This is a genomic window from Candidatus Methylomirabilota bacterium (assembly GCA_035260325.1).
GTDB lineage: Bacteria > Methylomirabilota > Methylomirabilia > Rokubacteriales > CSP1-6 > AR19.
Genome location: DATFVL010000062.1, coordinates 1 through 13381, shown reverse-complemented (window position 1 = coordinate 13381; position 13381 = coordinate 1). Strand labels below are relative to the sequence as shown.

The 13381-nt window shown below is 71.6% G+C and carries 12 protein-coding genes; 6 read left to right on the top strand and 6 right to left on the bottom strand.

All coding sequences use genetic code 11. The features are described from left to right. The first annotated feature begins 48 nt into the window (after window positions 1-48). Genes VKG64_04455 through VKG64_04430 form a run of 6 tightly spaced genes read left to right on the top strand, consistent with a single transcriptional unit; the run spans window position 49 to window position 6313 of the window. Window positions 49-1254: an acyl-CoA dehydrogenase family protein gene (locus VKG64_04455; GenBank protein ID HKB24286.1), complete on the top strand. Its 1206-nt coding sequence runs from the start codon at window positions 49-51 to the stop codon at window positions 1252-1254. A 4-nt stretch (window positions 1255-1258) separates the two neighbouring features. Further along, window positions 1259-2377, top strand: coding sequence for an acyl-CoA dehydrogenase family protein (locus VKG64_04450; protein ID HKB24285.1), 1119 nt, complete (start codon window positions 1259-1261; stop codon window positions 2375-2377). A 16-nt stretch (window positions 2378-2393) separates the two neighbouring features. Further along, complete coding sequence (locus VKG64_04445) at window positions 2394-3578, top strand: CoA transferase (protein HKB24284.1); 1185 nt, start codon at window positions 2394-2396, stop codon at window positions 3576-3578. Then, window positions 3575-4357 (top strand): enoyl-CoA hydratase-related protein, encoded by a 783-nt coding sequence (locus VKG64_04440; protein HKB24283.1) that lies wholly within the window; start codon window positions 3575-3577, stop codon window positions 4355-4357. Before VKG64_04445 ends, VKG64_04440 begins: the two co-directional genes overlap by 4 nt. A gap of 5 nt (window positions 4358-4362) precedes the next feature. Then, a complete protein-coding gene (locus VKG64_04435) occupies window positions 4363-5352 on the top strand; it encodes a DinB family protein (GenBank protein HKB24282.1) in 990 nt (329 codons plus the stop codon). 13 nt (window positions 5353-5365) lie between these two features. Then, the gene (locus VKG64_04430; GenBank protein ID HKB24281.1) at window positions 5366-6313 is read left to right on the top strand and encodes a hypothetical protein; all 948 of its coding nucleotides are present in this window, start codon (window positions 5366-5368) and stop codon (window positions 6311-6313) included. Window positions 6314-6464: 151 nt separating this feature from the next. On the opposite strand, the gene VKG64_04425 is transcribed toward VKG64_04430, so the two are convergent. The 6 genes from VKG64_04425 to VKG64_04400 all read right to left on the bottom strand — a co-directional run. After that, window positions 6465-9110: a glucosidase gene (locus VKG64_04425; GenBank protein ID HKB24280.1), complete on the bottom strand. Its 2646-nt coding sequence runs from the start codon at window positions 9108-9110 to the stop codon at window positions 6465-6467. Window positions 9111-9120: 10 nt separating this feature from the next. Beyond that, window positions 9121-10098, bottom strand: a complete 978-nt coding sequence (glk, locus tag VKG64_04420) for a glucokinase (GenBank protein ID HKB24279.1) — start codon at window positions 10096-10098, stop codon at window positions 9121-9123. A gap of 4 nt (window positions 10099-10102) precedes the next feature. Next, window positions 10103-11026 carry a class I fructose-bisphosphate aldolase gene (locus VKG64_04415; GenBank protein ID HKB24278.1) on the bottom strand — a complete coding sequence of 308 codons (924 nt, stop codon included), beginning with the start codon at window positions 11024-11026 and terminating at the stop codon, window positions 10103-10105. Continuing rightward, the gene (gene fbp, locus VKG64_04410; protein HKB24277.1) at window positions 11023-11985 is read right to left on the bottom strand and encodes a class 1 fructose-bisphosphatase; all 963 of its coding nucleotides are present in this window, start codon (window positions 11983-11985) and stop codon (window positions 11023-11025) included. Before fbp ends, VKG64_04415 begins: the two co-directional genes overlap by 4 nt. Before the next feature lie 16 nt (window positions 11986-12001). After that, window positions 12002-12985 (bottom strand): decarboxylating 6-phosphogluconate dehydrogenase, encoded by a 984-nt coding sequence (gnd, locus tag VKG64_04405; protein HKB24276.1) that lies wholly within the window; start codon window positions 12983-12985, stop codon window positions 12002-12004. A 36-nt stretch (window positions 12986-13021) separates the two neighbouring features. Then, window positions 13022-13381, bottom strand: a 360-nt coding sequence (locus VKG64_04400) for a transaldolase (protein ID HKB24275.1), incomplete at its 5' end; no start/stop codon positions are given.

The following is a 13381-nucleotide window of genomic DNA, read 5'->3' as shown; positions in this document are numbered from 1 at the left end:
CCTCGGCCTGCGTGCTAGAAACGCTCATTCCCCGCGAGGAGGCGGACGATGGACCTGACTCCCACCGCTGAAGAGCGCGCCTTCCGTGCCGACGTCCGGCGCTGGCTCGGGGCCAACGTCCCCCGGGACGACCTGAAGACGCTCGACGAGCGTAAGGCCTGGCACCGGAAGCTCTACGAGGCGGGGTACGTCGGGATGCTGTGGCCCACGGAGTACGGCGGCTGGGGGCGCGCGCCGATGCAGCAAGCCATCGTCCAGGACGAGATGGCGCGCCTCTCCGCCCCGCCGCCCATCAACGGCCTCGGCATCGGGTTCATCGGCCCGACGATCATCGTCCACGGCACCGACTGGCAGAAGCAGCGCTACCTCCGGAAGATGCTGACCGCCGAGGAGATCTGGTGCCAGCTCTACTCGGAGCCGAACGCGGGCTCCGACCTCGCGAGCCTCAAGACGCGCGCCGAGGACCAGGGCGACCACTTCCTCGTCAACGGCCAGAAGATCTGGACGTCGAGCGGGCCCATCGCCGACTGGGGGATCCTCCTCGCGCGGACGGACCCGAAGGTCGCCAAGCACAAGGGGATCTCGTGCCTGCTCCTCAACATGCGCCAGCCCGGCGTCGAGGTACGGCCACTCAAGCAGATCACGGGCTCCTCGCTTTTCTCGGAAGTCTTCATGACCGACGCGCGGGCGGAGCCGCGCGACCTCATCGGCGGCCTGAACCGCGGCTGGGAGATCGCGCAGACCACGCTCGGCTGGGAGCGCGGCGCCAACTCGCTCGGGCGCGTCACGCGCTACGCCATCGCGTTCAACCAGCTCGTCCGGGCCACGAAGGAGCTCCGGCGCGGCGGCAAGCCGCTCCTCGAGGACCCGGCCGTCCGCGCGAAGCTGGGGAAGGCCTACGCCGAGCTGGAGGTCCAGCGCTACGCGGCGCTGCGCGTGCTGTCGGCGCTGCAGAACAGCGACTCGCCGGGCGCCGCGTCGTCCATCACCAAGCTCTCCTACACGGAGTTCGAGAAGCGCTACTTCGAGCTCGCGCTGGAGATCCTCGGGCCGTACGGCCAGCTCATCTCCGCGCGCGAGGAGTTCGAGGAGATCGACACCTCCTCGGGCGAGCCCGGCACCTGGGCGACGGCGTTCCTCTGGTCGCGCGCCGGCACGATCTACTCCGGCTCCTCCGAGATCCAGAAGAACATCATCGGCGAGCGCGTGCTCGGCCTGCCCAAGGAAGTGCGCGCCGACCGGCTGAAGGCCTGACGCCATGGACTTCGCCTTCACCTCCGACCAGCAGCTCCTCCGGAACTCGGCGCGGGCCTTCCTCGACGAGCACTGCAAGCCCGCCACGGTGCGCCTGCTCTGGGACGACCCGCGCGGCGAGAGCGACACGATGTGGAAGGAGATCGCCCAGCTCGGCTGGCTCGGCCTCTCGCTCCCCGAGGCGTACGGCGGCAGCGGCCTCGGCATGGTCGAGACCGCGCTGCTCCTCGAGGAGATGGGGCGCGCCGCGTACCCCGGCCCCTACTGGCCCACCGCGCTCGCGGCGACGGCGATCGAGCTCGGCGGCAGCGAGGTCCACAAGAAGCGCTGGCTCGCCGCCTTCGCCACGGGGGACGCCCGCGCGACGATCGCCTTCCTCGACGCCGAGCTCGACTGGCGCCCGGAGGCCGCGCGGACGCGCGCGGAGAAGACCGGCAAGGGCTGGGCGCTCTCGGGCCAGAAGCGGTTCGTGCCCTGGGCCCACGTCGCCGACGTCCTCCTCGTGCCGGCGCAGGGGCCGGACGGGCTCACGCTCTTCATGGTGGACCCCTCGGCCGCCGGGCTCACCCTCGAGCCCGTGCCGGTGATGGACCTCGCCACGCGCCTCGTCAACGTCACGCTCGACAAGACGCCCGTCGCCGCCGACGCGGTGCTCGGCGCGCCGGGCCACGGCGGACCGCTGCTCGCCGCGCTGCTGCGGCGCGGCGCGGTTGGCGCCGCGGCGGAGATGCTCGGCGCGGCGCGCCGCTGCCTCGACATGGCGGTCGGCTACGCCAAGGTGCGCGAGCAGTTCGGCCAGCCGATCGGCTCCTTCCAGGCGATCCGCCACAAGTGCGCCGAGATGCTCCTCGAGGTCGAGAACTCGCACTCCGCCGTCTACTACGCCGCCTGGACCGCCGACGCCGAGCCGGAGACTCTGCAGCACGCGGCATCGATGGCGAAGGCGTATGCCTCCGACGCCGGCTGGCATGTGGCCGACAACGCGATCCAGGTCCACGGCGGCATCGGCTTCACCTGGGAGTACGACCTCCACCTCTACATGAAGCGCGCCAAGGCGCTCGAGCCGATGTACGGGGACGGCGACTACCACCGCGAGCTGATCCTGCGCCGCGTGGCGGCCTAGCCGCCCCGCCCGCGCCGTGGCCGCGCCGCCGCTCGACGGCATCCGCGTCGTTGACCTCACGAGCTACATCGCGGGCTCCTACGCCGCGATGCAGCTCGCCGACCTGGGCGCCGACGTCGTGAAGGTCGAGTCCCTCGAGGGCGACAGCTTCCGCGAGCTGCCCGGCTTCTTCGGCTGGAACCGCGGCAAGCGCTCGATCGCGGTCAATCTGAAGACCCCGGAGGGGCTCCAGATCGTCGACACGCTCGCCGCGCGCGGCGACGTGTTCATGGAGAACATGCGGCCGGGCGTCGCCGAGCGGCTCGGCGTCGGCTGGTCGCGCCTCGCGACGCTCAACCCGCGGCTCGTCTACTGCTCGGTCACCGCGTTCGGCTCGACGGGCCCGGAGAACGAGCGGCCCGGCTTCGACCCGATCTTCCAGGCGCTCGGCGGCGTGATGACGCTCCAGGGCTTCGGTGGCCCGCCCCAGTACCTCCGGACGGCGCCGACCGACTACTACACGGCGGCGCTCGCCGCCCAGGCGATCCTCGCGGCGCTCTTCGCGCGCGAGCGCACCGGGCGGGGGCAGCGCGTCGAGACGTCCCTGCTCAGGGGCGTGATGGCGATGCAGGCCGGCATCGCCGTGGAGTACCCGTCGAAGCCGACGCTGATCCGCGACAACCCGACGTACCGGCTCTACCAGGCGGGCGACGGCGCGTGGTTCTTCCTCGCCTGTGGCAACCAGTCGTTCTGGGTCAAGCTCTGCACGGCGCTCGGCCTCGCGCCCCTCGCCGACGACCCGCGCTTCGCCTCCTGGCTCCTGCGCCTCGAGAACAACCAGGTCCTCCTGCCCCTCCTCGAGGCGAAGTTCAAGTCCGAGCCGCGCGCCCACTGGCTCGAGCTCCTCGCGAAGCACGATATCCCCGCCGGGCCCGTGCAGACGGTGAACGAGTTCATGCGGCACCCGGCGGTGCGCCACCACGACATGGTCCACGAGTACGAGCATCCCGAGGTCGGGCGCCTCCGGATGATGGGCCAGCCGCTGGTCTTCGCCGGCACGCCCACGCGCGACCCCGGGCCGCCGCCGACGCTCGGCGAGCACACCGACGGTGTCCTCCGAGAGCTCGGCTACAGCGCGGCCATGATCGCGGACCTCTTGAAACGGCGCATCTGTCTCGGGCCGGCCACGACCGGAGCCGGCCTGGAAGCACCCGATCAATGACCTACCAAACGATCGTCTGGGAGGTCGCCGAGGGCGTCGCGACGCTCACGCTCAACCGTCCCGACGTCCACAACGCGATGAACGAGAGGATGCGGACCGAGCTCGTGGACTGCTTCGGCGGCGCCGCGGGCAGCGAGGACGTCCGCGTGGTCGTCGTCACGGGGGCGGGCGGGCGCGCGTTCTCGGCGGGCGCCGACATCCGCGAGTTCGTCGCCCCGCAGGTGCCCGTGAAGTTTCGCGAGAGCCGGCGCCGCGTGGATTTCCGCCAGGCCATGGACCGCTGCCCCCAGCCGATCATCGCCGCGATCCGCGGCTACGCCTTCGGGGGCGGGCTCGAGCTGGCGCTCGCGTGCGACATCCGCATCGCGGGCGACGACGCGCGGCTCGGCCTCACCGAGGTCGACCTGGCGATCATCCCCGGCGGCGGCGGCACACAGCGCCTGCCGCGGCTGGTCGGCCGCGGCAAGGCGCTCGAGATGATCCTGACGGGCGCGCGCATCGACGCGCGCGAGGCGCTCCGGATCGGCCTCGTCGAGCGCGTCGTGCCCGCGGCCGAGCTGACGGCGTCGGCGCTCGAGCTGGCGCGGACGCTCGCCGCCAAGGCGCCGGTGGCGCTCCGTTACGCCAAGGAGGCGGTCGTCAAGGGGCTCGAGCTGCCGCTCGCCGACGGGCTCCGGCTCGAGAACGACCTGGCGACGCTCCTGCGCACGACCGAGGACCGGATCGAGGGCGCCAAGGCCTTCCTCGAGAAGCGCAAGCCCCGCTTCACCGGTACGTAGCCGCGTTGCCGTTCGCGTACTACGCGCGCCTCACGCGCGCCCAGCAAGCGATCTACCGGAAGAGCGACGCCCTCACCGAGATCCGCCTGGCGAGCCCGGCGGAGCTCCACCCCGCCGTCGAGGCGCTCGAGGGCGCGCTCCGGTCCGAGGCCCGCGACGCGGTCCAGCGCGCGAGCCAGGCGCTGGCCGGCGGGCTCTGCGCGGCGATGGCGTTGCCGCCGGTCAGGGTGGAGGTGCTCGCCGCGCGGCCGCACGCGCGCTGGGGCGAGCTCCACGGCCTCTACACGAACGAGCGCGGCCGGCCGCCCCGCATCCAGCTCTGGATGCGCACCGCGAAGCAGAGGCGCGTGGTAGCATTTCGAACGTACCTCCGGACGCTGTTGCACGAGGTCGGCCACCACGTGGACTACACCGGCCTCCGGCTCCGGGACTCCTTCCACACGGAAGGCTTCTACAAGCGCGAGTCGAGCCTCTTCGCCCAGCTCGTGCCGGAAAGGAGCGACGCGATGCCCACGATGGCCGAGTACGCCAAGCAGCCGATCGCCGCGCGCCTCGCGCGCTCCGAGCGCACCCCCGACGAGCTCGCCGCGGCCCTCCGCGATCAGAGCGAGGCCGTCCTCTCGAAGCGGCCGGACGGCAAGAACTGGGCGGCGAAGGAAGTCGTCTGCCATCTCCGCGACGCGGAGGAGCTCTTCCTCCTCGTGCTCAAGACGATCTCGACGCAGGACGGCGCCAAGTTCCCCGTCCCCGACGCCGACAAGATCGGCGCGGAGCGCCAGTACCCGAAGGCCGACGCGGCGGAGGCGCTCGCCGAGTTCCGCCGGCGCCGCGCGGAGTCGCTCCGGGTCGCGCGCGGGCTCAGCGCCGAGCAGTGGAAGCGGTCCGGGACCATCGGGACCAACCCGATGACCCTCGACGCCGTCGCCGCGCTCTGGGCGTGGCACGACGACAACCATCTCGACCAGCTCAAGCGCGCGCTCGAAGGCAAGGCGTGAAAGGGAACCGGACATGACGAGCCTCGTGAAGACCGTCCTCGAAACGGGCAAGCGGCTCGGCCTCAAGCCCGCGGCGGGCAGCGCGATCGTCTTCGGCGTCAAGGACGGTTATCTCGTCGAAGCGGCCAGGGGCGGCGACGACAACAACGCCATCGTCGAGATCGTCCGCTATGGCGATCCCGCCAGGGACCCGGCGGTCCGCGAGGCGGTTCAGCGCTCGCCCGGGCTCGCGGCGGCGGGCGTCCACCCGAAGAAGGTCAAGGTCGCCGACGGCCTCGCCCTCTACACGCACGCCCGGCCCATGTTCCGGTCGCTCGATGCCGCGCGGATCGCCGCGGAGCTCGACGCGCTCCTCGCCGCCGTCAAGACCGGAAGCCCGCCGCCGGCGGCCGCCTGCCGCCTCTGCGGCGGCACCGCCGCGAGCGAGCCGATTCTGGTGAACGGCGTCATCGACCGCGTCTGCCCGGCCTGCATCGAGCGCCTCCAGCACGAAGCCAAGGTCGCGACCCAGCGCTACGAGGAGCTTCCGACGAACGTGCCGCTGGCCGTGCTGGCCGCGGCGGTGCTGGCGATCGTGGCGGCCGCCGTCTGGGCCGGGGTCGCCATCGCGACCAACCGCATGTTCTGGGTCATCGCGATCGCCGGCGGCGCGCTGATCGGCTGGGGCACCACCAAGGCGGCGGGCCGCGGCGGCCTGATCCCCCAGGTCGTCGGCGCCGGCTTCACGGTGGCCTCGGTGCTCCTCGGCGAGGTCCTCCTCGCCGCCTACCGGGTCCAGCAGTACGCGAAGGCGCGGGGCGGCTCGGTGCACTGGGACATCTTCATCAGCAAGATCCCGGCGATCCTCTGGGATCTCGGCGGCGACACGCTGTTCGCGCTCGGCGGCGGCCTGATCGGGGCGTTCTACGCGGTGCGGACCGCCGGAAAGCCGCGGCTCGAGGTAAAGGTCGAAAAGGGGTGAGCTGAGGCCGCCGGCCGGGCGTTACCCCGGCGGCTATCCGCGGCGCCGGCTCGGGGGCGCGCATCCCCGACTTCCCGCGCTGGCCGCGGCGCTGCGGCTTCACCCGTCGCCCCGGGCGGGGACGACGCGGCGGGCGTGATCGAGCCTACCGCTACTCGCCGCTCTGCTGCAGGAGCTTCGCGACGAGCCCCGTCCAGCCGGTCTGGTGGCTCGCGCCGAGCCCCGCGCCGTTGTCGCCGTGGAAGTACTCGTGGAAGAGGATGAGGTCGCGCCAGTGCGGGTCGCGCTGGAATTTCTCGGTGCCACCGTAGGCCGGCCGCCGCCCGTCCCGGTCGCGGAGGAAGATGCGCGTGAGCCGCCGCGAGAGCTCGGCGGCCACCTGCCAGAGGTTCAGCATCGGGCCCGAGCCCGTCGGGCACTGCACCTTCACGCCGTCGCCGTAGAAATAATGGAACTTCTGCAGCGCCTCGATCAGGAGGTAGTTGACCGGGAACCAGACCGGGCCGCGCCAGTTGGAGTTGCCGCCGAAGAGGCCGCTCGTGGATTCGGCGGGCTCGTAATCCACGCGGTGCTCGCCGCCATCGCCGCTGAGCACGTACGGATGGTCCTTGTGGTGGCGCGAGAGGGCGCGGACGCCGTGGGGCGAGAGGAACTCCGCCTCGTCGAGCATGTAGCCCAGCACGCGCGGGAGCTGCTCGCGCGACACGATCGCCAGGAACCGCCTGAGCCCCACGCCGGGCTTCGACGTCATCTCGACGTGCCGGCGGAACTCGGGATGGTTGTCGATGAACCACTGCATCCGGCGCTTGAAGCCGTGGAGCTTCTCCACCACCTCGGGCTCGAGCGTCTCGACGGCGAAGAGCGGGATGAGGCCGACCATCGAGCGCACCTTCAACCGGCAGGCCTGGCCGTCGGTGTGGAGGACGTCGTAGTAGAAGCCGTCGCCCTCGTCCCAGAGGTCGAGGGTGTTCATCGCGTGGGCGATGTAGACGAAGTGCTCGAAGAACTTCGAGGCGACGTCCTCGTAGGCCGGGTCCTGCTTGGCGAGCTCGAGCGCGATCGCGAGCATGTTGAGGCAGTACATCGCCATCCACGAGGTGCCGTCGGACTGCTCGATCCGGCCGCCCGTCGGCAGGGGCGCCGAGCGATCGAAGACGCCGATGTTGTCCAGGCCGAGGAAGCCCCCCTGGAAGATGTTCTTCCCCTCGGCGTCCTTCCGGTTGACCCACCAGGTGAAGTTCAGGAGGAGCTTGTGGAAGACGCGCTCGAGGAACTCGCGGTCGCCCCGGCCGCGGACGCGGCGCTCGATCCGGTAGACGCGCAGCGCCGCCCACGCGTGGAGCGGCGGGTTCGCGTCGCCGAACGCCCACTCGTACGCCGGGATCTGGCCGTTCGGGTGCATGTACCACTCGCGCAGGAACAGGACGAGCTGCGCCTTGGCGAAGTCCGGGTCCACGGGAGCGAGCGCGATCATGTGGAACGCGAGGTCCCATGCCGCGTACCACGGGTACTCCCACTTGTCCGGCATCGAGATCACGTCTTCGTTGTAGAGGTGGAGCCACGCGCGGTTCCGCCCCCGCCACCGCTCGGGCGGCGGCGGCGCGGCGGCGGGATCGCCCTCGAGCCAGCGCCGGACGTCGTAGTGGTAGAACTGCTTCGACCAGAGCAGCCCCGCGAACGCCTGGCGCATCACGCGCTCGCCGTCGTCGGAGAAGTCCTTCGGGACGATCGTCGCGTAGAACTCGTCGGCCTCGGCGATCCGCTGGGCGAAGACGGCCTCGAACTCCCGCCCGAACGCGTCGCCCGGGATCGGCGTGTTCGTGAGTCTGAAGCGCACGGTCGCGTGGGCACCGGGGGCGAGCGCGAGCCGGTGGTACGCGGCCGCCTTCGTCCCGACCTCGGCGGGGTTGACCGCGTCCTTCCGCCCCTCGACGACGTAGCGGCCGATGCCGTCCTTGACGTACGGCCCCGCGTTCGGGACGCCCCAGAGGCGCTCGGCGTTCGTGTCGTTCTCGGTGAAGAGCAGCTCGGGCGCGCCGTCGCAGTAGAGCCAGCGGCCGCCGAGCGAGGGGTGGTCGCCCTCGATCGTCAGATGGCCGAACCCCGGGCTCCCGGTGCGGAGCGTCGGGCGCTCGGGGCCCGCCGTGTCCCACGCCCACGTGTTCCGGTACCAGAGCGTCGGCAGCAGGTGGAGCTCGGCCGTCTCGGGGCCGCGGTTCGTGGCGGTGATCCGGACGAGGACGTCGTCCGGCGCCGCCTTGGCGTACTCGACCATCACGTCGAAGTAGCGATCGTCGTCGAAGACACCCGTGTCCAGGAGCTCGTACTCGGGCGCCCCCCGGTCCCGGCGCCGGTTCTCCGCGACGAGCGTCGCGTACGGGAACTCGGCCTGCGGATACTTGTAGAGGAACTTCATGAACGAGTGCGTCGGCGTCGAGTCGAGGTAGAAGTAGTACTCCTTCACGTCCTCGCCGTGGTTGCCCTCGTTGCCCGTGAGCCCGAAGAGGCGCTCCTTGAGAATCGGGTCGCGGCCGTTCCAGAGTGCTATGGCGAAGCAGAGGCGGCCGTGGTTGTCGGTGATGCCGCCGATCCCGTCCTCGCCCCAGCGGTAGGCGCGCGAGCGGGCGTGGTCGTGCGGGAAGTACTCCCAGGCGGTGCCGCCCGGGCTGTAGTCCTCGCGCACCGTGCCCCACTGCCGCTCTGCGAGGTACGGGCCCCAGCGCTTCCAGTGGGCCGTCCGCTCCTGGGCCTCCTTGAGCCTCGCCTCCTCGCGCGTGACGGCGCGTCGCTTGTCCACGGGCACCCCGCTAGACCAGGTCCCGCGCCACGCGCGCGGCGCCCAGGAGCGCCGCCCGCGGCTCGAGGACGAGCGAGACGCGGATCGACGCCATCAGCGCGGCGAACCGGCCCTTGTCGCAGAACGCGGCGACGAACGTGCCGTCGGCGAGCTTCGCCCTGATCTTCGGCGCGATGCCGCCGCCGACGTAGACGCCGCCGACCGCGAACGCCTTGAGGGCGAGGTTGCCCGCCTCGGCGCCGTAGATCGACGCGAACAGCTCGAGTGCTCTGACGCAGAGCGGGTGGCTGCCCGCGAGCGCGACCTCGGAGACGACGGCGCTCGGGTCCTCGCGCTCGAGGCGCTCGCGGAGCCACGCGGGCTCCGGAGCGTCTCCCGTGTCGCGCAGGAAGCGGTAGATGTTGACGAGCCCCGGCCCGGAGAGCACGCGCTCGTAGCTCACGCGCCCGAACTCCTTGCGGAGGAACCTGAGCAGCTCCACCTCGAGGTCCGTCCGGGGCGCGAAGTCCGCGTGCCCGCCCTCAGAGCGGACGACGAGATGGCGCTCGCCGCTCCAGACCAGCAGGGCTTCGCCGAGCCCGGTGCCGGCGGCGAGCAGCGCCATGTTGCCCTTCCGGACCGCGCCCTCCTGGAGGGTGGCGAGCGACGCGGGCTCGAGCGCGAGGACGCCGTGGCCCATGGCCTCGAGGTCGTTGAGGAGCCTCACGCGCTTCGCCGGGATGCTGGACGCGAGCGTCGCCTCGTCGAGGACCCAGGGAAGGTTCGTCGCGATGCAGCGCCCGTTCACCACGGGCCCGGCCACGCCGAAGCACGCCGCCTCGACCGCGCCGCGCGGCGCGGCGGCGAGGAAGCTCGCCACGGCGTCCTCGAACGTCGGGAACTCGCGGCTCGGCAGCGCGGCCTCGCGCGCCGGCGCGAGCCCGCCGCCCCGCGCCTCGTAGAGGGCGAGCGCGGTCTTGGTGCCGCCGACGTCGCCCGCGAGGATCATGCCGCTACTTCCTGGCCCCCGCGTAGATGTCCATGACCGTCCGGAGGAACCTGAGCGCGTCGGGCCGTTTCCGCTGGAACGAGTTGCGCCCAATGATCGAGCCGAAGCCGCCGCCGTCGCGGATCGCCCTCACCTGTTCGAAGATCGCCTCGTCCGTGTCCGCGGTGCCGCCCGAAAAGATCACGATCCGCCGGCCGTCGAACGTCGCCTGGACGACATGGCGGACGCGCTCGGCGAGCGTCCCGGTGGGCACGCCCTCCTTCTCGTAGACCTTCTTCGCCGCCGCTTGCTCGAGGTGAGCCGACGGAAGCTTCACCTTGATGACGTGCGCGCCGAGCTGGGCGGCGATGTGTGCCGCGTACGCCGTGACGTCGATCGCCGTCTCGCCATCTTTGGAGAGGCCGGAGCCCCGCGGGTACGACCAGACGACCACGGCGAGGCCGCGCCGCTTCGCCTCCTCCGCGAGGCCTCGGAGCTGGCCGTACATCGCGAGCCGGTGCTCGGAGCCGGGATAGATCGTGAAGCCGATGCCGACGCAGCCGAGGCGCACCGCGTCCTCAACGCTGCCCGTCATCGCCTGCTCGGGGTCCTTGTCGTCGAGGAGCACGTCGTGGTTGCTGAGCTTGAGGATCAGCGGCACCCGGCCGGCGAACTGGCGCGCGCCGGCCTCGAGGAAGCCGAGCGGCGCGGCGTAGGCGTTGCAGCCGGCCTCGATCGCGAGCTCGAAGTGGTAGCGCGGATCGTAGGCGGCGGGGTTCATCGCGAACGACCGCCCCGGGCCATGCTCGAAGCCCTGGTCCACCGGCAGGATCACGAGCTTGCCGCTGCCGGCGAGCGCGCCGCAGCTCAAGAGGCGCGCGAGGTTCGTCAGCGTCCCCGGGTTGTCGCTTCCGTACCAGCTCAGGATCTCCTGCACCCGCTCCGTCATCGACGCCTCCCTGCGATGAAGTCTTCGCCAAGCGTCACGTCCTCGGGGCTCCCGATGAGGAGCGGCACCCGCTGGTGAAGCGCGGCCGGCTGGATCGTCATGATGCGCTCGCGGCCCGTGGACGCCTTGCCGCCCGCCTGCTCGACGATCATCCCCATCGGCGCCGCTTCGTACTGGAGACGCAGCTTGCCCTCCGACTTGCCGGCGTCGGCCGGATAGAGGTAGATCCCGCCCTCGAGGAGCGTCCGGTGGACGTCGGCGACCAGCGAGCCGACGTAGCGCGCCGTGTAGGGCCGGCCCGTCGCCACCTCCGCGCCGCGCAGGTACTCGATGTAGCGCTGGACGCCGCGTGCCCACTTCGAGAAGTTGCCCTCGTTGACGCTATAGATGCGGCCCCGCGCGGGGATGCGGATCCTGTGATGCGAGCGCACGAACTCGCCGAGCGTCGGGTCGAGCGTGAAGCCGTCGACGCCGGCGCCCGTCGTCAGCACCATGAGCGTCGAGGGCCCGTACATGATGTAGCCCGCCGCGGCCTGCGCCGTCCCCGGCTGCGTCGGCTCGACGCCCGGGCGGATGGAAAAAATCGTGCCGACGGTTCCGTTCACATCCAGGTTGGATGATCCGTCGATCGGGTCGAAGCACACGACGTAGCGGCCGCGAGCTCTCGCCGGGCGCAGCGGCTCGGCCATCTCCTCGGAGACGAGCGCGCCCACGAGGCCCGTCTCCTCCAACGCCCGCACGACCACGTCGTTCGCCCAGACGTCGAGCTTGTTCACCTTCTCGCCCTGGACGTTCGTGTCGCCCGTCGCCCCGAGCTGGCCGGCGAGCGCGGCGCGCCCGAGCTCGCGCGCGATGACCTTGCCGGCGACCGCGAGTGCTCCGACCAGGACGGTCAGGTCTGCGGCCGCGGGCCCGCCGGCGGCGCGGAGGTGCGCGTCGAGGGAGACCGGCTCCGTCACGGGGGCGGGTCCCACGCTATCCCCCGCTCGGCCGCTCGACGTGGCCGCCGAACTTCTGGCGCATCGCCGAGAGCACCTTCTCCGCGAACGTGTGGTCCTGACGCGAGCGGAAGCGGACGTAGAGCGAGGCCGAGAGCACGTCCACCGGAACGCCCTCCTCGATCGCCGCCATGATCGTCCAGCGCCCCTCGCCCGAGTCGGCGACGACCCCGGTGTAGTTCGAGAGCGTCGGGTTCTCGACGAGCGCCTGCGCGGTGAGGTCGAGGAGCCAGGACGAGACGACGGAGCCGCGCCGCCAGACCTCCGTGATGTCCGCGAGGTCGAGGTCGTAGCGCAGGTCGGCATCGAGATCCTTCGAGCTCGCGTTCTTGAAGATGTCGAGGCCCTCGGCGTACGCCTGCATGAGCCCGTACTCGATGCCGTTGTGGACCATCTTGACGAAGTGGCCGGCGCCCGACGGGCCGCAGTGGAGGTAGCCGTGCTCGGCGGTGCCGCCGCGCTGCTCGCGCCCGGGCGTACGCGCGATGGTCCCCATCCCGGGCGCGAGCGTCCGGAAGATCGGGTCGAGGCGCTCGACCGCCGCCTTCTCGCCGCCGATCATCAGGCAGTAGCCGCGCTCGAGCCCCCAGACGCCGCCGCTCGTGCCGACGTCCAGGTAGTTGATCTTCTTGTCGCGGAGCGCCCGGCTCCGGCGCACGTCGTCCTTGAAGTACGAGTTGCCGCCGTCGATGAGCGTGTCGCCGGGCCCCATGCGCCGGGCGAGGTCCATCACGACCTGCTCGGTCGCCGCGCCCGCCGGCACCATCACCCACGCGACGCGCGGCGCTTTGAGCTTCGCCACAAAGTCGTCGAGCGTCACGGTGCCGACCGCGCCCTCGCCCGCGACCTCCTGGACGGTCTTCGCGCTTCTCGCGTACGCGACGACCTCGTGGCCGCCCCGCATGAGCCGCCGCGCCATGTTGCCGCCCATTCGTCCCAGACCCACCATCCCGATCTGCATGCTCGCCGTCCTCCCGTCGGGGCCCTGGATTCGCTGCTACGTCGTCGCCTGGACGACCGCGTTCTTGAGCGTCACGAGCCCGCCCTTCACGTCCTTGCCGAGGTGGATCCGCAGCGCGCGGCGCCCACGCTCGATGAGCACCTGGAGATCGCCCTGCGCCTGGGCCGCCTTCACCACACCGAACGTGTACCGCTCGCCCGGCACCGGCACGTCCGCCGCGTCGTCGCAGGTGAGCTGGAGGAACACGCCGGAGTTCGGCCCGCCCTTGTAGGCCTGGCCCGTCGAGTGCAGGAAGCGCGGGCCGAAGCCGACGCACGTCGCCACGCGGAACCGGTCGCGGATCGCGCGCCGGATCGCACCGAGCTCGGCCTCGTGCGCGCCGTTCATCTCGACGTA